Raw genomic sequence first — 20,522 nt, forward strand, 5'->3', positions numbered from 1 at the left:
GCGAGATCGGCGGGCGCGAGATCGGCGGGCGCGAGATCGGCGGGCGCGAGATCGGCGGGCGCGAGATCGGCGGGCGCGAGATCGGCGGGCGCGAAACCGGAGAGCGCGAAGCCGGCGAGCGGGTCAGCCGCATCGATCAGGTCGCCGACCCGGCGGTCCTGGCGGCGATGCGCATCGACATCCAGCCGAGCGATCAGCGGCGGCCGGACGAGCCCGACCGCCGCTGACGAGGCGCTGAAGGAGGAGCCGTCAGATCTGTGCGAGCGACCCCGCGTACATCTTGTCGATGTGCTCGCTGAAGTTGGTCTCGACCGACCGGCGCTTGATCTTCATGGACGGGGTGATCTCGCCGGCCTCGATGCTCAGGTCGCGGGGGAGGATCGCGAACTTCTTGACCGTCTCCCAGCGGTTGAGCTTGCCGTTGAGCTCCTGCACGTACCCGTCGATCAGTTTCTCGGTCTCGGGGGCGCCGCAGATCTCCTCGTAGCTCTTGCCGGAGAGGGGGCCGTTCGCGGCCCAGCCCTTGATCGCGTCCTCGTCGAGCGAGATCAGCATGGTGACGTAGTTGCGGGCCTGGCCGATGACCACCGCCTGCGACGTGTACGGGCAGACCGCCTTGAACATGCCCTCGATCGCCGACGGCGCGATGTACTTGCCGCCGGACGTCTTGACCAGGTCCTTCTTGCGGTCGGTGATGCGCAGGAACCCGTCGGCGTCGAGCTCGCCGATGTCGCCCGTGCGCAGGAAGCCGTCCTCGGTGAACGCCTCCTCGGTCTCCTTGGGCAGGTTGTGGTAGCCGCGCATGACCGGGGCGCCACGCAGCAGCACCTCGCCGTCGGCGTCGATGCGGCACTCGAGGTCGCCCAGGGGCAGGCCCACCGTGCCGATCTTGAGCTTGTCGAGGCGGTTGACGAAGTTGGCCGCGCTGCTCTCCGTCATGCCGTAGCCCTCCATGATCGGAAGGTTGGCCGCGGCGAAGAACTCGGAGATGTCGCGGCTCAGCGGGGCGGAGCCGCTGACCAGCACGCGCAGGCGGCCGCCGAGCTTGGTCTGGAGCTTGCTGAAGACCAGGCGCTCCGCGACCGCGAACTTGAGCTTGAGGGCGCCGGGGAGCGGCTTGCCGGCCTGCTCGAGCGCCACCTTTTGCTTGCCGACGGCGACCGCCCAGTGGAAGATCTTGGCCTTGACGCCGCCGCCCGCGAGGGCCGTGGTGACGGTCTTGTTGTAGACCTTCTCGAAGATGCGCGGCGCGGCGCACATGAGCGTCGGCCGCACCACCGCGAGCATGTCGACCAGCTTGTCGACGCGGCCGTCGACGTAGGTCGGCACGCCCACGTGGATGATGCCGCAGAGCAGCGACTTGCCGAACGAGTGCGACAGCGGCAGCCACAGGTATTGCAGGTCGCTCGACTCGAACAGGCCGAGGCCCTGCTGGGCGACGCCCTCCCAGGTCCAGCCCGCGTGCAGCAGCTGGACGCCCTTGGGGCGGCCGGTGGTGCCGGAGGTGTAGATGAGGGTGGCGAGGTTGTCGGGGCCGATCGACGCCACGACCTCCTCGATCAGCTTCGGGTGGGCGCGCAGGGCCGCGGCGCCGCGCTCCTCGAGCTCGGCGAGGGTCAGCTGCGGCGGCGTCGCGCCGGCGTCGGCGGGGCCGTCGATGAGCACGACGTGGGTCACGGCCGTCTCGACGCCGGAGATCTTCAGGGCCTGCTTCGCGTTCTCGGCGATGAGGACCTTGGAGCCGGAGTCGGCGACGATGTAGCTCGCGTCCTCGGGCTCGGTCGTCGGGTAGACCGTCGTGGTGGCGGCGCCCGCGCAATTGATGCCCAGGTCGGCAAGGACCCACTCGAACCGGGTGCCGGAGAGGATCGCGACCCTGTCCTCGAGGCCCACGCCGAGCTCGCGGAGGCCCGCCGCGATCGCCGTCGCCCGCTCGCCCACCTGCGCCCACGTGTGCCACACCATGCCGGTGTCGTCGGCGTTGGGCACGGCGAACGCCTGGCCGTTCGGAGTCGCGGCCACACGCTTGAAGAACATGTCGGGGATCGACCGGTAGGGGACCTCGAGAGCCATCGGCGCCGCCTTAACTGCAGGGACTGAGGGGAGTTAACGTTCTTGTTACCGGAGAGTATTGGTAATGGGGCGGGAGGGCTAGTGCCGCCTCAACAGCGGTTCTGCCGTGGAGTCTATCGACCGGGGCTGTGTGCCGTCTCACGGCATGAAACCGGCGGGTAACCATGGCGGAGTCACCCGGTCACAAAGAGCCCGCCCCGAAGTCACCCGGTGACCAGCTCGGCGGGGCGCATCTCGCGGATGGCCGGCGCGATCGTGGCCGTGACCGCCGACAGGGCGACCACGGCGGCGAAGACCAGCACGGCGACCCGGGCGCTCCACGCGGTGACGATCAGGCCGGCCAGCAGGGGTGCGGCGGCGGCGGCCGACATGGCGAACAGGAAGATGACGCTGAGCACCCGGCCCTGCAGGACGTCCGGGGTGATCGCCGCCTGGTGGGCGAAGAGGGCCGCGTTGCAGGCGGGGCCGACGAAGACCGCGATGGCGACCGGCGCGGCCGTGGCCACGCTGATCGTGAGCAGCGCGCTGACCGCGAGGAAGCCGAAGGCGGCCCAGCACAGCGCGCGGATCAGCCGAGCGAACGGCATCCAGCGGTGCAGCGCCGGGGCGGCCAGCGCGCCGAGCAGGCCGCCGGCGCCGACGATCGTCTCGGCCAGCCCGATGACGCCGGGCTCGGTGCCGTGCCGCTGGAGCGTCACGATGATCGTGAAGATCGTCCCGGTCAGCGCGAAGTTCAGCGGCGCCGCGATGATCAGCACCGAGCGCAGGAACGGGTTGGTGAAGACGAACCGCAGGCCCTCGACCAGCGCCGCCAGGTGGCCGTCCGGGTTGTCCCGCGACGTCTGCATCGGCTTGCGGATCAGCGCGACGCCGATCAGCGAGGCGAGGTAGGAGACCGCGTTGCCCACGAACGGCAGCGCTTGGGTGATGCCGAAGAGAAGGCCGCCGAGCGGTGGGCCGGCGAGCGACGTGCCGTAGCTGCGGGCCTCGTTGCGCGCCACCGCGGCGGGCAGGTGCGGGCCGGCGACCAGGCTGCGCAGGGCGGCGTGCTCGGTGGTGTTGAAGACGGCGCCGCAGACCGCGTCGATCACCGCCACCACGATGATCGTGGTGAGGCCGGCGTGCCCGGTGGCGACCGCGACGGCGAGGGCGGCGAAGGCGAGGAGCCGGACGATGTCGCAGACCAGCAGCGCGCTGCGGCGGTTGACCCGGTCGGCGAGGACCCCGGCGGGCAGGCGGCAGGCGAGCTTGGTGACCTGCGCGGCGGTGCCGACGACGCCGGCCTGCACGGCCGAGCCGGTCATCTCGAGCACGAGCAGCGGGATGGCCAGCTGGGCGATGGCCCCGCCCAGATCGGACAAGATCTGGCTGGTCCACAGGAGATTGAAATCGCGGTTGCGCCAGAGGCTCGGCACCGTCCGCGATTTCATGGTCACCCAACGCAGGATATGTACTGCATTCCATATCCGACAGGCGCGAGGCGACGCCCGGTGGGCGTCGCCTCGTCCTCAAAAGGTGCTCAAGGGGCCATGTAGAGCAGGCGGTTCGGCGATCCGGTGCCGGCACTGGTGACGACGCCGGTGGTGGCGTTGGTGACCAGGGTGTCGCGCACCTGGGCCGGGGTGAGGCCGGGGCTGCCGGAGAGGACGCGGGCGGCGGCGCCGGCCACGTGCGGGCTGGCCATCGACGTACCGCTGATGGTGCTGGTCGCGGTGTTCGAGGTGTACCAGTCCGAGGTGATCGACGAGCCGGGCGCGAAGATGTCCAGGCACGTGCCGTAGTTGGAGTAGCTGGCGCGCGCGTCCGTGCTGGTCGTCGCGCCGACGGTGATGGCGGCGGCGACGCGGGCCGGCGACGAGTTGCAGGCGTTGGCGTTGGAGTTGCCGGCGGCCAGGGCGTATGTGACGCCCGAGGTGATCGAGCGCGAGACGGCGCTGTCGAGCGTGGTGCTGACGCCGCCGCCGAGGCTCATGTTCGCGACGGCCGGCTTGACCGCGTTGGTGGTGACCCAGTTGACGCCGGCGATGACGCCCGCCGTGGTGCCGCTGCCCGAGCAGTTGAGGACGCGGACGCCGACGAGCCGGACCGCCTTGGCGACGCCGTACGTGGTGCCGCCGACCGTGCCCGCGACGTGGGTGCCGTGACCGTTGCAGTCGACGCCGCCGGAGCCGACCGCGTCGTAGCCGAACGAGGCCCGGCCGCCGAAGTCGTTGTGCGTGTACCGGATGCCGGTGTCGATGATGTACGCGGTGACGCCCGAGCCGGTGGTCGTGTACGAGTACGTCGTGCTCAGCGGCCGGTTGCGCTGGTCGATGCGGTCGAGACCCCAGGTCGCGTTGTTCTGCGTGGCGAGCAGTGAGACGGTCTGGTTCTGCTCGACGTACGCCACGTCGGGGCTCGCCGCCAGGCGCTTGGCCTGGTATTCGGTCATGCCCGACTCGTACGCGTTGATGCTGCCGAAGCTCTGCCGGACCTGGCCGCCGAAGCTCTTCGCCAGCGCCGCCGGCGACTTGGCCCCGGCCTTGAGGACCACGATGTAACTGTTGGGCACCGCGGTGGCGGTGCCGGCCAGCCGGATCTCCCCTGTGGCGGCGGCCGCGGCCGGTGTTGCCGTCGCGGCGACCGCGGTGACCGCGGCGAACAGTCCCGCGAACAGGGTGCGTCTCTTCGCCATGCTCTTCCTCTCTCGGCCCCGTGATATTGACGAGTGTCAGTAAGCGTAGAGCGGAGAGTCATCGCGGCGCGACATACCGTGTAGGCCATATCGGGGCTGAGAATGTGCTGGTGGATCTGATCATCCCGCCCGGCGGGAGCAAGACCGTCGCCGTCTACCGGGCGCTGCGCGAGGCCATCGTGGACGGGCGGTTGCCGGCGGGATCGCGCCTGCCGGCGAGCCGCGCGCTCGCGGCCGACCTCGGCATCGCGCGGGGCAGCGTCGCCGGGGCGTACGAGCGCCTGGCGGCCGAGGGCTATCTCGCCGCGCGCGTGGGAGCGGGCACCTTCGTCGCCGCCGTGGCGACGAGCCGGTCGTCGCCGAAGCGGGGATCGTTGCGGCCGCGCAAGGGCTGGACCTTCGAGCCGCTGCCGACGAGCGGGGGCGCCGCGGTCCCGCGGTACGACTTCCGGGTGGGCATCCCGGACGCGGGGCTCTTTCCCTTCGACGCCTGGCGCCGTCTGCTCGTGGCCGAGACGAGGCTGCGGGCCAACAGCCTGGGCACGTACGCGGAACCGTCCGGCCACCCGGCCCTGCGCGCGGCGATCGCCCGCCACCTGGGCATGGCCCGCGGCATCCCGGCGGGCGCCGGGGACGTGGTGGTCACGAACGGCACCCAGCACGCCCTGGACCTCATCGGCCGCGTCCTGATCACGCCGGGCGACGTGGTGGCCGTCGAGGACCCGGGCTATCCGCCGGCGCGGCGGCTCTTCGCCTCGCTCGGCGCGCGGGTGGTGGGAGTGCCGGTCGACGCGGAGGGACTGGTGGTCGCGGCGATCCCGGCGGCCTCCACAGTGGTGTACGCGACGCCGGCGCACCAGTTTCCGCTCGGCCGCGCGATGAGCCCACGCCGCCGCCGCGAGCTGCTCGACTGGGCCGGCCGGCGCTCGGTGGCGATCGTCGAGGACGACTACGACAGCGAGTTTCGCTTCTCGGCGCGGCCGCTGGAACCGCTCTACAGCCTGGACACGGCCGGCCGGGTGCTCTACGCCGGCACGTTCTCCAAGAGCATGCTGCCCTCGCTGCGCACCGGCTTCCTGCTCGCCCCGCCGGGCCTGCGCGACGCGCTGGTCGCCGCCCGCCAGATGGGCGACGGCCACGGCCAGCCGGCCGTGCAGGCCGCGCTCGCCCGCTTCATCGACGACGGCCTGCTGGCCCGCCACGTGCGCCGCGCCGGCAAGGCCTACGCCCAGCGGCGCGACGCGATGATGCGGCACCTGATAGGCCGGCCCGGCCTCTCCGTGATCCTCTCCGCCGCCGGCCTGCACATGGCCGCCGTGACCAGCGCCGATTCGACAGCCGTGGTCCGCGAGGCCCGCCGAGCCGGGATAGCCGTCGACGACCTGCGCGACTACTACTTCAGCCCCGCGCCGGCCGAGCACACCGAGGCGCATGGCCGCGGCGAGATTGTCGGCAGCGGCGAGGTCGTGGGCGGCGGCGCGGTGGGCGAGGGTGGGGCGGGTGCTGGGGGCTTTCATTCGACTGGGCAGGGTGGGTTCGTTTTCGGGTTTGGGGCGGCGGATCCGGCGCTGATCGGGGAAGGGCTGGGGCGCTTCGCGGAGATCCTGGCGCGCCACTCCTGATAGGCGATGGCGCCCGCGGCGACGGCGAGGCTGAGCAGGGCGGGCGGGCCGGTGAGGGCGAGCAGGGCGACCACGGCGACGAAGGCGACGACGGCGATCACGCGCTGGCGGCCGGCGAGCAGCTTGACGGCGGCCGCGGTGCCGATCACGTAGACCAGCGTGAAGCAGCCCGTCACCAGCAGCAGCATGGTGTGCAGCTCGATCGGGAGGACGGCCGCGGCCAGGCTGCCGGCCAGCACCGCCATCAGGGCCTTGCGGGGCGTGCCGAACGGGCGGGCCGGCAGCGCGCCGTCGCGGGCCAGCGCCGCGCCGAGCTGGGACGAGCCGGCGAAGTAGGCGTTGACCGCGCCGGCCGTGAGCAGCACCGCCACGATCGCCGTGAGCAGGCGCACCGGGCCGCCCACCCCGGCCGCGAGCAGGTCGGCCAGGGGTGCCTGGCTGTCGCCGAGCGCCGGCCCGAGCACCAGCACGCTGGTGGCCGCCACGGCCAGGTAGAGCCCGCCCACCACCACGACGGCGATCGCCGTGGCGCGCGGGACGCCCCGGCGGGGGTCGCGGTATTGCCCGGACAGCGACGAGACCGCCTCCCACCCGGCGAAGCCCCAGATGAGGACCGCGACGGCCGTGCCGACCCCGGACCAGCCGTGCGGGGTGAAGGGCGTGAGGTTGCTCCAGCGGGCGTGCGGCAGCGCGGCGAGGACGGTGATCAGCAGCAGTGCGGCCAGCGTGGCGGTGAGCGCGAGCTGGGCCCGGCCGGAGACGCGCAGGCCGAGCCAGTTCATCGCCACGACCACCCCGACGATCGCCAGGAACGTGGCCAGCACGGGGGCGCGGCCGCCGCCGATCACGTCGGCCACGTATCCGCCGGCGAACGCCGTGGCGGCCGGCGCGCCGAGCGGCACGGCGAAGAAGAAGCACCAGCCGACCGCCGCCGCGGCGCGCGGGCCGAACGCGAGCCGGACGTAGGTGGAGACGCCGCCGCCGTCGGGATGTCGGGCGCCGAGCGCCGCGAAGGTCCAGGCCAGCGGCGCGGAGAGGACGATCAGCGCGGCCCAGGCGACCAGCGAGGCGGGGCCGGCGACCTCCGCGGCCAGCGCGGGCAGGGAGATGACGCCGGTGCCGAGCACGGCACCGATGGAGAGGGCGGCGCCCTGGGCCACGGAGAGCTTCATGGCGACCACCGTAGGGCGGTATTGGCTCGCGTGGATGGGCCAATCCGCCGCTGATCGATTGGGCCAATCCGGCGGCCGGGGGCGGCCGGTGCGAGGGGCCGGTCAGAGGCCGAGCCGCGCGCTGCGCAGCCGCTGTTCGTCGCCCGAGATCGTGACGCGGGCGGCCTCCTTGCGGCCGGTCAGAAAGAGCGCGATCTCGCCGGGCGGCCCGGACAGGACGACCGACGGGTGATCGCCGGCGACGAACGACCCGAAGCCCTCCGACCGGACCTCCGCGGACACCCCGGCCCGGCGCAGTGTGAGCTTGCCGGTCATCCGCACGGCCTTCCAGAGGGCCGCCTGCTCACCGCGGCCGAGCTCCCGCGGCTCCCACGACGGCTGCGCCCGCCGGGCGTCCTCGTGGTGCACGAAGAACTCGACGGTGTTGGTCACCTCGTCGAGCAGCGGATTGCTCACCGGGCTCCACCACGGCGGGGTGCGCAGCTCCCCGACCAGCCGCTCGTACGGCTGCGCCGCCTTCGCCAGGCGCACCCTCTCCCCGTACCGCCGCAGAGGGGTCAGCAGGATGCCCGCGGAGGCGTCCGGCCGCCGGTCGCGCACCACCAGGTGTGCCGCGAGATCGCGGGTCGTCCATCCGGTGCAGAGCGTGGGCCGGTCGGGACCGAGCGAGAGCAGCAGGTCGGCGAGGTGCGCTCGTTCGCGGCGGGCATAGGCGGTCACGAACGTGATCGTAGACACATTGTCGTACCTGTGAACGAGCGCCGCCTGTTCGGCAGGATGGTGAAGTAAGGCCGGGAACCCCGGCGAACACTTACCAGTCAGGTAGGAAATTGAGCAGCAGGACCAGCCGCGATGTGCTGGGACGGGGACTGCGTGTGCTGGGGCAGGCGATTCGCACCGAACCGCGCCTGTTCACCGTCGGGGTCGTCGGCAGCAGCGTCTTCGGCCTTCTGGTCATCGCCAACTCGTACGTGGTGGGCTACGTCATCGGCCATGTCGTCGTGCCCGCCTTCAGCCGCGGGTCCGCCCGCACCGGTGAGCTCGCCCTGATCGCCGCCGTCTTCATCGGCATCAGCGCCCTGCGCGTGGCCAGCGTCTTCGGCCGCCGCCTCGGCGCCGGCTTCATGCAGTTCCGGCTTCAGGCGCGCTACCGGCGCGCGGTCACCAGCCGCTATCTCTCGCTGCCGCCGTCGTGGCACCAGCGGCACGCCACCGGCACGCTGCTGTCCAACGCCAACTCCGACGTGGAGGCCGCCTTCGTGCCGATCGCGCCGCTGCCGTTCGCGGTCGGCACGATCGTCATGATCGTCGCGGCGGTGATCTCGCTGTTCTTCACCGACTGGGTGCTCGCGCTGGTCGGCGTCACGCTCTTCCCGGCGCTGTTCGGGCTCAACTTCGTCTATTCGCGGGCCATGTCGCCGCGGCAGATCCGCGCCCAGCGCATGCGCGCCAAGGTGAGCGCCGTGGCGCACGAGAGCTTCGACGGCGCGCTGGTCGTCAAGACGATGGGCCGCGAGGCCGACGAGTCGCGCCGGTTCGGGGTCTTCGTCACCGAGCTGCGCGACGCGCTGATCTCGGTGGGCCGGCTGCGCGGCCTCTTCGACCCGCTGATGGACGCGCTGCCCAGCCTCGGCACGCTGGCCGTGCTGCTGCTCGGCGCGTGGCGGCTCGAGACCGGCGCGATCAGCGTCGCCGAGCTGGTCACGGTCAGCTTCCTCTTCACGGTGCTGGCGTTCCCGGTGCGGGCGATCGGCTGGGTGGTCGCCGAGCTGCCGCGGAGCGTGGCGGGCTGGGAGAGGGTGCAGGCGGTGCTGTCGGCCACCGGCGATCTGGCGTACGGCGATCGCACGGCCGACGCCGACGGGCCGGCCGAGCTGCGTTTCGACAAGGTCGATTTCCGGTACGGGGACGGTCCGCTCGTGCTGCGCGACGTCTCGTTCACCGTGCCGCGCGGCAAGACGGTGGCGCTCGTGGGCGCGACGGGCTCGGGCAAGTCGACCATCGCCTCGCTCGCGGTGCGCCTGATGGACCCGGTCGACGGCGAGATCGCGCTCGACCGCACGCCGCTGCCGTCGCTGAGCGAGGCGGCGCTGGCCCGGGCCGAGGCGCTGGTGCCGCAGATCCCGTTCGTCTTCGACGACACGATCCGGGGCAACATCACGCTGGACCGTCCCGAGATCTCGGACGAATCGGTCTTGTGGGCCCTGGATCTCGCGCAGGCGAGCGGCTTCGTCCGCAATCTTCCCGACGGGCTCGACACCGCGGTGGGCGAGCGCGGCACCTCGCTCTCCGGCGGCCAGCGCCAGCGGATCACGCTGGCCCGGGCGCTGGCGGGCAAGCCGAGGCTGCTCGTGCTCGACGACGCCACGAGCGCCGTCGACCCGCGCGTCGAGGCGGCCATCCTGGGCGCCTTGCGCGAGCGGGACGAGGGCGCGTCGATCCTGGTCGTCGCCTACCGGCGGGCCACCATCGCGCTCGCCGACGAGGTGGTCTACCTCGAGCAGGGCAAGGTCGTCGCCACCGGTACGCACGCCGAGCTGCTCGCCGGCCACCAGGGCTACGCCGACCTCGTCACCGCGTACGAGAAGGCCGAAAGGGTCGAGGCATGAGCACGGGTACTTTCGCGACGATCAAGCGCGGGCTGGCGCTCTCTCCCGAACTGCGCCCGGGTCTCGGCGGCACGATCGCGCTCGCGGTGGTGCAGATGGCCGGCCGGGTGGCCGTGCCGATCGCCGTGCAGCAGGGCATCGACCACGGCATCCGCGGCGCCGGCGGCCCCGACATCCAGTACGTGGTCGCGGTCGTCGCCGTCACGTTCGTCGCGCTGATGGTCTCGACGCTGGCCGGCTACCTGATGACCCGGCGGCTCTTCACCGTCAGCGAGACCGCGCTCGGCGGGCTGCGCTCGCGCACGTTCCGGCACATCCACGACCTGTCGATGCTGCACCAGCAGTCGGAGCGGCGCGGCACGATGGTGTCGCGGGTGACCAGCGACGTCGACCAGATCTCCCAGTTCCTCCAGACCGGCGGCGTGCAGCTGCTGCTCGCCTCGGGCCAGCTGCTGGTCTCGACGATCGTGATGTTCGTCTACTCGTGGCAGCTCACCATCGTGGTGCTGCTCGCGTTCGGCCCGTCCGTCGCGATCATCCGGCTGTTCCAGAAGCGGCTCGCCTCCGTCTACGCCGCGGTGCGTGAGCGCACCGGCGTCATGCTCGGCGCGGTCGCCGAGAGCGTCGTGGGCGCGCTGGTCATCCGGGCGTACGGCGTGGCCGGCCGCACCGAGAAGCGCCTGGACACCTCGATCAGCCGGCTGCAGAGCGCCCAGCAGCGCGCCCTGCGCACGAGTGTGACGAGCTTCTCCAGCGGCGAGATCGGCGCCGGCCTGGCGCTCGCCGGCGTGGTCGTGGTGGGCGTGCTGATCGGCGAGGACGGCGGGCTGTCGGTGGGCCGGCTGACCGCGTTCCTCTTCCTGGTGACGCTCTTCATCCAGCCGGTGCAGATCGCCACCGACATGCTCAACGAGGCGCAGAACGCGGTGGCCGGCTGGCGGCGGGTGCTCGACGTGCTCGACCTGAGCCCCGACGTGGCCGACCCGGACGACGTCGGCGTCGCGCTGCCGGTGGGCCCTCTTTCCGTGCGCTTCGACCACGTCTCGTTCCGCTACCCCGGCGGTCCCCCGTCCAACCACCCCGCCGCCACCCTTGAGCGGACTAAAGGCCCTCTTGTGCTTCATGACGTCGACCTGGAGATCCCGGCCCGGACCAAGGTGGCCGTCGTCGGCGAGACGGGCAGCGGCAAGACGACCTTCGCGAAGCTGCTCACCCGGCTGATGGACCCCGCCGAGGGCGACGTGCTGCTGTCCGGGACGCCGCTGACGTCGGTGCGTTTCTCGTCACTGCGCTCGCGGGTCGTGATGGTGCCGCAGGACGGCTTCCTCTTCGACGCGACGGTGGCCGAGAACATCCGCTTCGCCGAGCCGTCGCTCACCGACGAGCAGCTCGAGGCCGCGTTCCGGGAGCTGGGGCTGTCGGACTGGCTGGCGGGGCTGCCGAACGGGCTCGAGACCCCGGTGGGCGAGCGCGGCGAGGCGCTCAGCGTGGGGGAGCGGCAGCTGGTGGCGCTGGTCCGGGCGTACGTGGCCGATCCGGACCTGCTGGTGCTCGACGAGGCGACCAGCGCCGTGGACCCGGCCACCGAGGTGCGGTTGCAGCACGCCCTCGACACGGTGACCCGCGGCCGGACGACGGTGGCGATCGCGCACCGGCTCTCCACCGCCCAGTCCGCCGACGAGGTGCTGGTGGTGGACGCGGGCCGCGTCGTGCAACGCGGCCCGCACTCCGAGCTGGTCAACCAGGAGGGTTCGATCTACGCGAAGCTCTATGCCTCCTGGCTGGAGCAGACGCGCTAGTTACCGGGCGTAGAACTCGACGACCAGCTGCTCGTCGCACTGGATCCGGATCTCCGAGCGCTGGGGGATGCTGAGCACCGTGGTGCGCAGCTCCTCCAGCACGGTGGAGAGGTACGGCGGGGTCGGGCCGTCGACGTGCGCACCGGTCGCGGCGATCTGGAACGGCGGCTTCTGGCGGCTGCTCTCGCGGACCTCCACGACCTGGCCGGGCTTGAGCCGGTAGCCGGGGCGGTCGACCTTCTTGCCGTCCACGGTGAAGTGGCCGTGCACGACGAGCTGGCGGGCCTGGTAGACGGTGCGGGCCAGGCCGGCCCGGGTCACGACGGCGTCCAGGCGGCGCTCGAGCAGGCTGACCATGGTCTCGCCGGTCTTGCCCTCGGCACGGTGGGCGTCGTCGTACGCGCGGCGCATCTGCGCCTCACTGATGTTGTACTGGTGCCGCAGGCGCTGCTTCTCGAGCAGCCGGACCTGGTAGTCCGACGCCTTGCGACGGCTACGGCCGTGCACACCCGGCGGGAAAGGCCGCTTCTCGAAGTACTTCACGCACTTCGGCGTCAGGGGGATGCCGAGCGCCCGCGAGAGCTTGGCCTTGGGTCGGGAGTTGTTCATGAAGTCTCCGAGTCACTTGCGCTTGAGGCCCTGTTTCTCAACACCGTTTGCTACGGTTAGCCTCACCTTACTAAGGACAGCCTAACCGGTGCCCGGAGGTCTTCACCATGCAGCCCACTCACGCCGAGGTAGCGCGTACGCTCGCCGCCGGCCACCTGCCCGGCGTCGCGCACATCGCGTGCCGCCCGGGTCCCCTTCCCGTGCGGCACGTCACCGACGCGAACGGCCGTGTGTTGCTGCTGTCGCCGCGCGACGGCGCCTTCGCCGCGGCGCTCAAGCCGCAGGAGGGCAACGACGACACCGCGATGGTGCTCGACATCTCCGACGTGCCGCCGATGGCCGGCTCGCCTGCCCTGGGCCGGGTGTGGATCTCCGGCTGGGCAACATTACTCGAGGGGGACGAGGCCCGGGCCGCGGCGCTGGACTACGCCGACGTCGACGCCTCGGGCGACCTGCTCGACGTCGGGGCCGGTCAGGTGCTGCACCGGATGGACGTGGCCGAGGTGCGCTACGAGCGCAACGAGAACCTCGTCGACGTCGACGTGGACGACTGGGCCGAGGCGACGCCCGACCCGCTGTGCCGCATCGAGTTCGACCTGATCGCCGACCTGCTCGACCACCATGAGGCCGAGATGAGCGCCTACGTGCGCCGTCAGCTCGGCTCGGCGTTCCAGCCCAAGGCCGAGCCTCAGGTGGTACGGATGGACCGCTACGGCTTCATGGTCCGGCTCGACGACAAGCTGGCCCGCCTCGCCTTCCCGCGCCCGGTCACCGACCGCCATGATCTGGCTCACCTGCTGCACCCGGTGCTGTGTCACCGCTGCGGGGACTGAGCGGCCCGGTCAGATCGAGCGGCCCGGTCAGATCGAGCGGCCCGGTCAGATCGAGCGGCTCGGTCAGGAAGCGCTGGATGTTCGGGCCGATCGCGGCGGCGAGCACCTCGGGATCGGCGCCGGCCACCGGCTCGATCCGCAGCACGTAGCGGATCACCATCGTCCCGGCGATCTGCGTCGCGACCAGCGCCGAGCGCATCGGCGCCTCCGCCGGGTCGGTGACCAGCTCGCTGACCGCCCGGCGCAGGATCTGGGTGACCACGAACTCGCGCAGCAGCCGCGCGGTCCACTCGTTGCTCAGCGCCGAGCGGAAGACCGCCAGGGCGGCCGCGCCGGCCGGGGAGTCCCACACCGACAGCGCCATCCGCACGAGCCGCACGCCCGCCTGGTCGCGCGGGCCGGCCAGCGCCTGCGGGATCAGCTCGCCCGGGTTGATCGGGGCGTTCAGCGCCGCGAGGAAGAGCTTCTCCTTGGTGCCGAAGTAGTGGTGGACCAGCGCCGGGTCGACCTTGGCGTCGGCCGCGATGGCGCGGATCGACGCCTTGTCGTACCCCTTCTCGGCGAACGTGGCCCGGGCGGCCTCCAGGATGGACGCCCGGGTGTCCTGGTTGCCGGGACGCCGCCCGCTCCGCCGTGTCAAGAACATGCCTCCTAGCCGGTACGCCGTCGCAACGTCGCGGCCGCGAGGACGAGCGCCGCCACGACCGCGCCCGCGACGATCACCAGATCCCACCACATGTCGGCCGTGGGCTCGGCGTAGCGGCCGACCTGGGCGAGCGCGTCCACCGCGTACGTCAGGGGCAGCGCGTTGCTGATCGCCTCGAGCCAGCCGGCCATCTGCTCGCGCGGCACGAACAGCCCGCAGAGCAGGATCTGGGGCACGACCACCACCGGAAGGAACTGTACGGCCTGGAACTCGGTGCGGGCGAAGGCGCTGCAGAACAGGCCGAGCGCCACCCCGAGCACCGCGTTGAGCACGGCCACCAGCACCACCAGCCCGGCGCTGCCCGTGGTGCTCAGGCCGAGCAGCCAGTACGCGGCGCCGGTGGCGACCACGCCCTGCACGGTGGCGGCGAGCCCGAACGCGATCCCGTAGCCGAAGAGCAGGTCGAGCTTGCGCATCGGCGTGGTGAGCAGGCGCTCCAGGGTGCCGGTGGTCCGCTCGCGCAGCATGGCGATGCTGGTCACCAGGAACATGATCACGAACGGGAAGATGCCGAGCATGGTGAGCGCGATCCGGTCGAACGTGGTGCCCGCGTCGCGATACATGAAATAGAGCAGCGTCAGCAGCAGCACCGGCACGACGACGAGCATCGCCACCGTGCGCCGATCGTGCCGCAGTTGCCGGAGGATGCGCCCGGTCGTGGCCAGGAGAATCATGCCGGCACCTGCTCCCGGATGCGCCGCAGGAACGCTTCCTCGAGATCGTCGGTGCCCGCACGCTCGCGGATGGCGGCCGGGGTGTCGTCGCCGATCAGCACGCCCTCGCGGATCAGCAGCAGCCGGTCGCAGCGGCCGGCCTCGTCCATCACGTGGCTCGAGACGAGCAGGGTCGTGCCCTCGGCGGCGAGCGCGTGGAACTTCGCCCACAGGTCGGCGCGCAGCACCGGGTCGAGCCCGACCGTCGGCTCGTCGAGCACGAGCAGCCGCGGCGTGCCGATCAGCGCGCAGGCCAGCGAGGCACGGCTGCGCTGCCCGCCGGAGAGGTTGCCGACCAGCTGCGTGGCCGCCGACGCGAGGCCGACGTCGTCGATGGCCCGCTCGGCCTCGGCGGCGCCCAGCCCGTAGAGCGCGGCGAAGTAGCGCACGTTCTCCCGCACGGTCAGGTCGGCGTAGACGCTGGGCGACTGGGTCACGTAGCCGACCGTGCGGCGCAGGCTCGCGCTGCCGGCCGGCTCGCCGAGCACCGTCACGGTGCCCGACTTGACGATCTGCACGCCGACGATCGCCCTGATCAGGGTGGTCTTGCCGCTGCCGCTGGGCCCGAGCAGGCCGGTCACCAGGCCGGTCGGGATCGTGCACGTGATGCCGCGCAGCACCTCGCGCTTCCCCCGCTCGACCACGAGGTCGTTCACCTCGATCATTGTCGCCTCCAGCAATTCATCGGTTGATGAGTTCAACGCTAGATGAATTCCGCGCCGGCGTAAATGACAAGAAGCCGCCACCCCGTGCCCGGGGCGGCGGCTTCTGCGAGAACGGGCGTTTAGAGCGCCAGGATGCGGTCGAGGAACTCGCGGTAGCCGCGCATCGCCATGCGCATGCTCTCGGTGTCGGGCGTCTTGTTGCCGCGCAGCGGGTCGAGCTCGTCGCGCTCGGCGAGCAGCGCCTCGGTGAGCTCGTTGACCGCGTCGGTGAGCAGGTCGTGCGCCCGGGTCAGCGCGGTCTCGGGGTCGTCGACGAACTCGGCCTTGACCTCGTGCCACGCCGCGCGGAAGTGGCGGACGGCGTCCTCGTCCCAGAACGCGATGTGCCCCTCGGCCACGTCGCCGGGGCGCAGCGGAGCCTCCTCGTGCCTCTCCTCGGGCTCCTCGGGAGCGGCCCGGCGGCCGCGGCGGGCCGGCTCGGCGTCCTCGAGGCTGGCCGAGCGGCGCGGCAGGGGCGGGGCGTCCTCGTCGGCGGCCGGGACGGCGCGGAAGCCGGCCGCGGGCTTGTCGCCGCCGTCGCCGTCGAACGCGGCCGGCGGCTTGGTGCCGAGATCGCCGAACGTGGCGGGCGGCTTGGTGCCGAGATCGCTGAAGGTGGCGGGCGACGGGGAGCCGCCGTCGCCGCCGAACGTGGCGGGCGACTTCGAGCCGGTGTCGCCGCCGAACGTCGTGGCGGACCTGCCGCCGTCGCCGCCGAAGGTGGTGGAGGACGTGGCCGGGGGCTTGGACAGCGGGGCGGCCGGGACCGGGATGCTCGCCGAGGCGGCGCGCGGGGCCGGGACGCCCGAGACGGGGCCGCTCGCCGGGTCGGGCAGCGCCGGGGTGTAGGACGGGGGCTCGCCGTAGCTGCCGCCGAAGCCCAGGCCCGGTGCCGGCGAGCCGGGCGACGCGGGCGACACCGGAGCGGAGGAGACCGGTGCCCCCGAGGTCGGCGCGCCGGAGGTCGGGCTCACCGTCGGGTGCTTCGAGGTGGGCACGGACGCCCAGCCGGTCGCCCCGCTGGGGCCGGAGACCGGCGCGCTGCCGTTGTCGCCGGTCGTCGGGATGCGTCCGTTCATGTCATCACGCCCGTTCTCGTCGTGCCCGTTCTCGTCGTGCCCGTTCTGGTCGTGCTCCGCCGCTTGACCGGGGCCCTCCACAGTAGAGGCACTGCCGTTGGTCCCGCCGTGGCTGTGCCCGTTGAGGCCGGCGGGGCGCGGCTCCAGCGGGTTGCGCCCGCCGAAGAGGAACCGGCCGTTGCGGCCGCCGAGCCCGAAACCGCCGAACGTGCCGGCGTCGGGATCCCACGGTGTGGCCCGAGCGGACTCTACGGCCGGGGCGTCGTCCTTCTCGTCCTCGCCGGGGCCGGAGTGATCAGGATCCCGATCCGGCAGGCCGTGCTGACCGGCCGGAGCGGCGGGCGAGAGCGGGGCGGACAGCGTCGCCGGCTCGGGCCGCGACGCGGCGGCCGGCGTGTCACCGGCCGCGGCGGGGGTCTCGGCCGGCTCGTCCTCGGACGGCGCGGACGGCTCGGGCTCGGTCGCGCGCCGGGACCCGAGCGCGACCATCTCGGTCTCGCTCGCGGTTTCACCCGAACGGGTGGCCGGCATCTCGGTCGAATCGGGCGCGGTGGCCTCGTCCTCGCCTTCGCGGTGCACCGGCCAGAAGCGGGCCAGGCCGCGGTTGGACCGAGCGTTGTCGGGGCTGGACGTCGGCTCCATCGCTTTCAGACTCCCGTCGGAACTGTGTGCGCCGCCCTCGCGGGACGCCCTGGCTGGGCGCGGCGCACGACGACGGTACCGTTCCGCGCCGGAGGGCACACCCCCTGTGCCCGGATCGTGGGCCGCGTCGTGGCGGGTAAATAGCCGTCCGGCCGATGGGGGAGAATCGTGGGCGTGGCAGTCAAGACCGAACTGGACCCGGCCATCGCCGCCCGGCTCAAGCGCACCCCCGACGGGCTCGTCGCGGCGATCGTGCGCGAGCACGGCAGCGGCGACGTCCTCATGCTCGCCTGGATGGACGACGAGGCGCTGCACCGCACGCTGACCACCGGGCGCGCCACCTACTGGTCGCGCAGCCGCCAGGAATACTGGGTCAAGGGCGCCACCTCGGGCCACCACCAACACGTCAAGAGCGTCGCCCTCGACTGCGACGGCGACGCCCTGCTGGTCACCGTCGAGCAGGTCGGCGCGGCCTGCCACACCGGCGAGCACACCTGCTTCTTCGACGAGCTCCCGGTGGCCACGTCATGACCAGCGGCGCGGTCTTCCCCACCGAGGAGGACTTCCTCCAGCGGCACCGGCGGGTCGTCCCGGTCACGCGCAGGCTGCTGGCCGACGGCGAGACCCCGGTCGGCGTCTACACCAAGCTCGCCGGCGGGCCCGGCACGTTCCTGCTGGAGTCGGCCGAGCAGGGCGCTGGTCCGTCGGGCGCGGCCTGGTCGCGATACTCGTTCGTCGGGGTGCGCAGCGCCGCCACTCTGGTCGAGCGCGACGGTGAGGCCCGGTGGCTGGGGACGCCGCCTGCCGGCGTACCGCTGAAGGGTGATCCTGTCGTTGCTCTGCGCGAGACGGTGGCCGCGCTCGCGGACGGCCCGGCGCCCGGCGACCTGCCCCCGCTGACCGGCGGCATGGTCGGCTATCTCAGCTACGACCTGGTGCGCCGCTTCGAGCGCCTGCCGCGCACCGCGAGCGACGACCTGCCGCTGCCCGAGCTCGGCATGATGCTCGCGACCGACCTGGTGGTGCTCGACCACTACGACGGGTCGGCGATCCTGGTCGCGAACGCGGTGCTCGCCGAGGGCGCGAGCGACGACGAGCGGCGCGCCGCGTACCACCAGGCAGTGGGCCGTCTCGACGCGATGACCACGGCACTGTCCCGGCCCACCCCGCCGATGATCTCCACGGTGGAGCGGACGCCCGCCGGCGAGCCGGTCAGCCGCACCGCCCCGGGCGAGTACCAGAAGGCGGTCGACGAGGCGAAGGAGGCGATCCGGGCCGGCGAGTGCTTCCAGATCGTGGTGGCGCAGCGCTTCGAGCGGCCCACCGACGCCAACCCGCTCGACGTCTACCGGGTGCTGCGCGCGACCAACCCGAGCCCGTACATGTATCTGCTGCGCTTCGACGACTTCGACATCGTCGGCTCGTCGCCGGAGGCGCACCTCAAGGTGAGCGCCGACGACCAGGGCACCCGGCGCGCCCTGCTCCACCCGATCGCCGGCACCCGCTGGCGCGGCGCGACCCCCGAGCAGGACAACGCGCTCGCCGCCGAGCTGCTCGCCGACCCCAAGGAGCGCTCCGAGCACGTGATGCTGGTCGACCTGGGCCGCAACGACCTGGGCCGGGTGTGCAAGCCGGGCACGGTCGAGGTGCCGGAGTTCGCCCGCATCGAGCGTTACAGCCACGTCATGCACATCGTCTCGACGGTCACCGGCGAGCTGCGCGACGACCGCAGCGCCTTCGACGCGCTCGCGGCGACCTTCCCGGCGGGCACCCTGTCGGGCGCGCCCAAGGTCCGCGCCATGGAGATCATCGAGTCGCTGGAGCCGACCCGCCGCGGCCTGTACGGCGGCACGGTCGGCTACTTCGGCTTCGCCGGCGACATGGACATGGCGATCGCGATCCGCACGGCCCTGCTCAAGGACGGCGTCGCCTACGTGGGCGCCGGGGCGGGCATCGTCGCCGACTCCGACCCGGCGGCCGAGGAGCAGGAGACCCGCAACAAGGCGGCCGCCGTGCTGGCCGCGATCGCCTCGGCAGAGACCCTGCGCGCCGCGCGATGAACCACCGCCGCTCCTACCTGCTGTCCCTGGTGGCCTGCCTGGCCGGCGCGGGCCTGGCGGCGTACGGCGCCACCCGCACATGGTCGCTGGAGGTGGCCCACCGCCCCGGCATGTCGGACCTGCGCACCCCGCAGACGGGTGCGGACGTGGCGCCGTGGCTGATCGGCCTGGCGCTGGTGGCGCTCGCCGGCACGGGCGCGCTGCTGGCCACCCACGGCTGGGTGCGGCGCACGCTGGGCGTCCTGCTCACCCTGGCCGGCCTGGGCATCGTCATCGGCGCGGCCCTCGGCCGGGCCGGCCTGGACGTCGGCGAGGCGGGCGCGGGCGCCACCTTCTGGCCGATCGCCTGCGCCCTGGGCGGCGCGATCATCGCGGTGGGCGGCCTGACTGCCGCGCGCCAGGGCCACTTGTGGCCACGCATGTCGGCGCGGTACGAGCGTAAGGGCCCCCAACCGCAGTCACCCGCACCCGGCTCCCGGCCGGCCGGCACCCCGGTGCCGTCCCGAACGAAGCCCGCCGACGGCCCCGCCGACAGCCTCGACGACCGCCCCGTCGACACCCGGGCCGCCTGGGACGCCCTCGACCGAGGCGACGACCCCACCTCCTGACGAGCCGGCCACGGCCCGATCCGCCGACGGTGATCTTGGATCGGGCGGCTACCGCAGGATCAGCAGGTCGTATCGGACCTCGCCCGTGTCGACCGTCTCGACCAGCTCGAAACCGCAGCGTTCGAGCAGCCGCCGCGACGCGACGTTGCCGACGTCGGTGTCCGCGTACAGGGGCCGGGTCTTCTCGACGTCGAGGAAGGAGCGCAGCGCACGAGTGCCGATGCCACGACCCCAGAAATCCTGGCCCAGCCAGTAGCCGACAGTCCGGCGCCCGTCCTGCCACCACGCCACGACGTATCCGGAAATGAAGCCATCCACGGCGATGGTCCGCACCCGCACGGTGTCGTCCCCGAGGATCCGCTCGGTCCAGTGGGTGAAGAAGGCCTCGCGCCCCCGAGCGGGAAAGTTCGCCCGGCGGTTCGCCTCGGGCTCCCGCTGCTGCTCGAAGAGAACGCCGAGATCCTCGAGCCGGGCAGGGCGCAGCGTCACGGTCGCCGCGGGGGTGCGCTCCATCCATCGATAGTCGCAGAGGGCGGCGGCTTGGTGGGCGGCGGCTTGGTGGGCGGCGGCTTGGTGGGCGGCGGCTTGGTGGGCGGCGGCTTGGTGGGCGGCGGCTTGG

19 protein-coding genes are annotated in these 20,522 nt (G+C 72.6%); 8 read left to right on the forward strand and 11 right to left on the reverse strand.

The genetic code is table 11. The annotated features are described in order from the left end of the window. Positions 1-227, forward strand: a 227-nt coding sequence (locus Ade02nite_RS39065; protein WP_203774989.1) for a hypothetical protein, incomplete at its 5' end; no start/stop codon positions are given. A 22-nt stretch (positions 228-249) separates the two neighbouring features. On the opposite strand, the gene Ade02nite_RS39070 is transcribed toward Ade02nite_RS39065, so the two are convergent. The 3 genes from Ade02nite_RS39070 to Ade02nite_RS39080 form a co-directional block, all read right to left on the reverse strand. Next, positions 250-2,073: an AMP-dependent synthetase/ligase gene (locus Ade02nite_RS39070; protein WP_203774991.1), complete on the reverse strand. Its 1,824-nt coding sequence runs from the start codon at positions 2,071-2,073 to the stop codon at positions 250-252. Positions 2,074-2,276: 203 nt separating this feature from the next. Then, positions 2,277-3,503 carry an MFS transporter gene (locus Ade02nite_RS39075; protein ID WP_203775032.1) on the reverse strand — a complete coding sequence of 409 codons (1,227 nt, stop codon included), beginning with the start codon at positions 3,501-3,503 and terminating at the stop codon, positions 2,277-2,279. Between the two features lie 89 nt (positions 3,504-3,592). Continuing rightward, positions 3,593-4,747, reverse strand: a complete 1,155-nt coding sequence (locus Ade02nite_RS39080) for a S8 family peptidase (RefSeq protein WP_203774993.1) — start codon at positions 4,745-4,747, stop codon at positions 3,593-3,595. A 110-nt stretch (positions 4,748-4,857) separates the two neighbouring features. Between Ade02nite_RS39080 and pdxR the strand changes: the two genes are divergently transcribed. Next, entirely contained in the window at positions 4,858-6,369 is a 1,512-nt protein-coding gene (gene pdxR / locus Ade02nite_RS39085) for a MocR-like pyridoxine biosynthesis transcription factor PdxR (protein ID WP_203774995.1), read from the forward strand. Here the strand turns inward: pdxR and Ade02nite_RS39090 are convergent. Both Ade02nite_RS39090 and Ade02nite_RS39095 read right to left on the reverse strand, forming a co-directional pair. Then, positions 6,261-7,541 (reverse strand): APC family permease, encoded by a 1,281-nt coding sequence (locus tag Ade02nite_RS39090; protein ID WP_203774997.1) that lies wholly within the window; start codon positions 7,539-7,541, stop codon positions 6,261-6,263. The genes pdxR and Ade02nite_RS39090 overlap by 109 nt on opposite strands. 102 nt (positions 7,542-7,643) lie before the next feature. Then, the gene (locus Ade02nite_RS39095) at positions 7,644-8,261 is read right to left on the reverse strand and encodes a TIGR03085 family metal-binding protein (protein ID WP_203774999.1); all 618 of its coding nucleotides are present in this window, start codon (positions 8,259-8,261) and stop codon (positions 7,644-7,646) included. A 110-nt stretch (positions 8,262-8,371) separates the two neighbouring features. On the opposite strand from Ade02nite_RS39095, the gene Ade02nite_RS39100 reads away from it, so the two are divergent. Next, on the forward strand, positions 8,372-10,150 hold the full coding sequence (locus tag Ade02nite_RS39100) for an ABC transporter ATP-binding protein (RefSeq protein ID WP_203775001.1): 1,779 nt from the start codon (positions 8,372-8,374) through the stop codon (positions 10,148-10,150). Beyond that, positions 10,147-11,949 carry an ABC transporter ATP-binding protein gene (locus tag Ade02nite_RS39105; RefSeq protein WP_203775003.1) on the forward strand — a complete coding sequence of 601 codons (1,803 nt, stop codon included), beginning with the start codon at positions 10,147-10,149 and terminating at the stop codon, positions 11,947-11,949. Before Ade02nite_RS39100 ends, Ade02nite_RS39105 begins: the two co-directional genes overlap by 4 nt. On the opposite strand, the gene rpsD is transcribed toward Ade02nite_RS39105, so the two are convergent. Further along, positions 11,950-12,558 (reverse strand): 30S ribosomal protein S4, encoded by a 609-nt coding sequence (rpsD, locus tag Ade02nite_RS39110; protein WP_203775012.1) that lies wholly within the window; start codon positions 12,556-12,558, stop codon positions 11,950-11,952. Between the two features lie 107 nt (positions 12,559-12,665). Here rpsD and Ade02nite_RS39115 point away from each other — a divergent pair, with 107 nt between their 5' ends. Next, positions 12,666-13,391 carry a DUF2470 domain-containing protein gene (locus tag Ade02nite_RS39115; RefSeq protein WP_203775014.1) on the forward strand — a complete coding sequence of 242 codons (726 nt, stop codon included), beginning with the start codon at positions 12,666-12,668 and terminating at the stop codon, positions 13,389-13,391. Here Ade02nite_RS39115 and Ade02nite_RS39120 read toward each other — a convergent pair. The 4 genes from Ade02nite_RS39120 to Ade02nite_RS39135 all read right to left on the reverse strand — a co-directional run bounded on the left by Ade02nite_RS39120 (position 13,327) and on the right by Ade02nite_RS39135 (position 17,235). Beyond that, complete coding sequence (locus tag Ade02nite_RS39120) at positions 13,327-14,031, reverse strand: TetR/AcrR family transcriptional regulator (protein WP_203775034.1); 705 nt, start codon at positions 14,029-14,031, stop codon at positions 13,327-13,329. The two genes, Ade02nite_RS39115 and Ade02nite_RS39120, sit on opposite strands and share 65 nt — an antisense overlap. Before the next feature lie 11 nt (positions 14,032-14,042). Continuing rightward, on the reverse strand, positions 14,043-14,771 hold the full coding sequence (locus tag Ade02nite_RS39125; RefSeq protein WP_203775016.1) for an ABC transporter permease: 729 nt from the start codon (positions 14,769-14,771) through the stop codon (positions 14,043-14,045). Then, positions 14,768-15,475, reverse strand: a complete 708-nt coding sequence (locus Ade02nite_RS39130; protein ID WP_203775018.1) for an ABC transporter ATP-binding protein — start codon at positions 15,473-15,475, stop codon at positions 14,768-14,770. Before Ade02nite_RS39130 ends, Ade02nite_RS39125 begins: the two co-directional genes overlap by 4 nt. Positions 15,476-15,594: 119 nt before the next feature. Next, positions 15,595-17,235 carry a hypothetical protein gene (locus tag Ade02nite_RS39135; protein ID WP_203775020.1) on the reverse strand — a complete coding sequence of 547 codons (1,641 nt, stop codon included), beginning with the start codon at positions 17,233-17,235 and terminating at the stop codon, positions 15,595-15,597. Positions 17,236-17,403: 168 nt separating this feature from the next. Here Ade02nite_RS39135 and hisI point away from each other — a divergent pair, with 168 nt between their 5' ends. The 3 genes from hisI to Ade02nite_RS39150 are packed head-to-tail and all read left to right on the forward strand — an operon-like array spanning position 17,404 to position 19,903. Then, positions 17,404-17,766 carry a phosphoribosyl-AMP cyclohydrolase gene (gene hisI, locus Ade02nite_RS39140; protein ID WP_379037014.1) on the forward strand — a complete coding sequence of 121 codons (363 nt, stop codon included), beginning with the start codon at positions 17,404-17,406 and terminating at the stop codon, positions 17,764-17,766. Beyond that, a complete protein-coding gene (locus Ade02nite_RS39145; RefSeq protein WP_203775022.1) occupies positions 17,763-19,295 on the forward strand; it encodes an anthranilate synthase component I in 1,533 nt (510 codons plus the stop codon). Before hisI ends, Ade02nite_RS39145 begins: the two co-directional genes overlap by 4 nt. Continuing rightward, positions 19,292-19,903, forward strand: coding sequence for a Trp biosynthesis-associated membrane protein (locus Ade02nite_RS39150; RefSeq protein ID WP_203775024.1), 612 nt, complete (start codon positions 19,292-19,294; stop codon positions 19,901-19,903). Before Ade02nite_RS39145 ends, Ade02nite_RS39150 begins: the two co-directional genes overlap by 4 nt. Positions 19,904-19,951: 48 nt before the next feature. On the opposite strand, the gene Ade02nite_RS39155 is transcribed toward Ade02nite_RS39150, so the two are convergent. After that, positions 19,952-20,522 (reverse strand): GNAT family N-acetyltransferase (locus tag Ade02nite_RS39155; protein WP_239169370.1); only part of this gene is annotated, 571 nt, incomplete at its 5' end.

It is taken from the genome of Paractinoplanes deccanensis, from assembly GCF_016862115.1.
In the GTDB taxonomy this organism is placed as follows: Bacteria; Actinomycetota; Actinomycetes; order Mycobacteriales; family Micromonosporaceae; genus Actinoplanes; species Actinoplanes deccanensis.

Bases quoted from the DNA above. Each gene is read 5' to 3' on its own strand.
- Ade02nite_RS39070 (WP_203774991.1), bottom strand. From the start codon at position 2,073: ATGGCTCTCGAGGTCCCCTACCGGTCGATCCCCGACATGTTCTTCAAG.
- Ade02nite_RS39075 (WP_203775032.1), bottom strand. From the start codon at position 3,503: ATGAAATCGCGGACGGTGCCGAGCCTCTGGCGCAACCGCGATTTCAAT.
- Ade02nite_RS39080 (WP_203774993.1), bottom strand. From the start codon at position 4,747: ATGGCGAAGAGACGCACCCTGTTCGCGGGACTGTTCGCCGCGGTCACC.
- Ade02nite_RS39090 (WP_203774997.1), bottom strand. From the start codon at position 7,541: ATGAAGCTCTCCGTGGCCCAGGGCGCCGCCCTCTCCATCGGTGCCGTG.
- Ade02nite_RS39105 (WP_203775003.1), top strand. From the start codon at position 10,147: ATGAGCACGGGTACTTTCGCGACGATCAAGCGCGGGCTGGCGCTCTCT.
- rpsD (WP_203775012.1), bottom strand. From the start codon at position 12,558: ATGAACAACTCCCGACCCAAGGCCAAGCTCTCGCGGGCGCTCGGCATC.
- Ade02nite_RS39115 (WP_203775014.1), top strand. From the start codon at position 12,666: ATGCAGCCCACTCACGCCGAGGTAGCGCGTACGCTCGCCGCCGGCCAC.
- Ade02nite_RS39125 (WP_203775016.1), bottom strand. From the start codon at position 14,771: ATGATTCTCCTGGCCACGACCGGGCGCATCCTCCGGCAACTGCGGCAC.
- Ade02nite_RS39130 (WP_203775018.1), bottom strand. From the start codon at position 15,475: ATGATCGAGGTGAACGACCTCGTGGTCGAGCGGGGGAAGCGCGAGGTG.
- Ade02nite_RS39135 (WP_203775020.1), bottom strand. From the start codon at position 17,235: ATGGAGCCGACGTCCAGCCCCGACAACGCTCGGTCCAACCGCGGCCTG.
- Ade02nite_RS39145 (WP_203775022.1), top strand. From the start codon at position 17,763: ATGACCAGCGGCGCGGTCTTCCCCACCGAGGAGGACTTCCTCCAGCGG.
- Ade02nite_RS39150 (WP_203775024.1), top strand. From the start codon at position 19,292: ATGAACCACCGCCGCTCCTACCTGCTGTCCCTGGTGGCCTGCCTGGCC.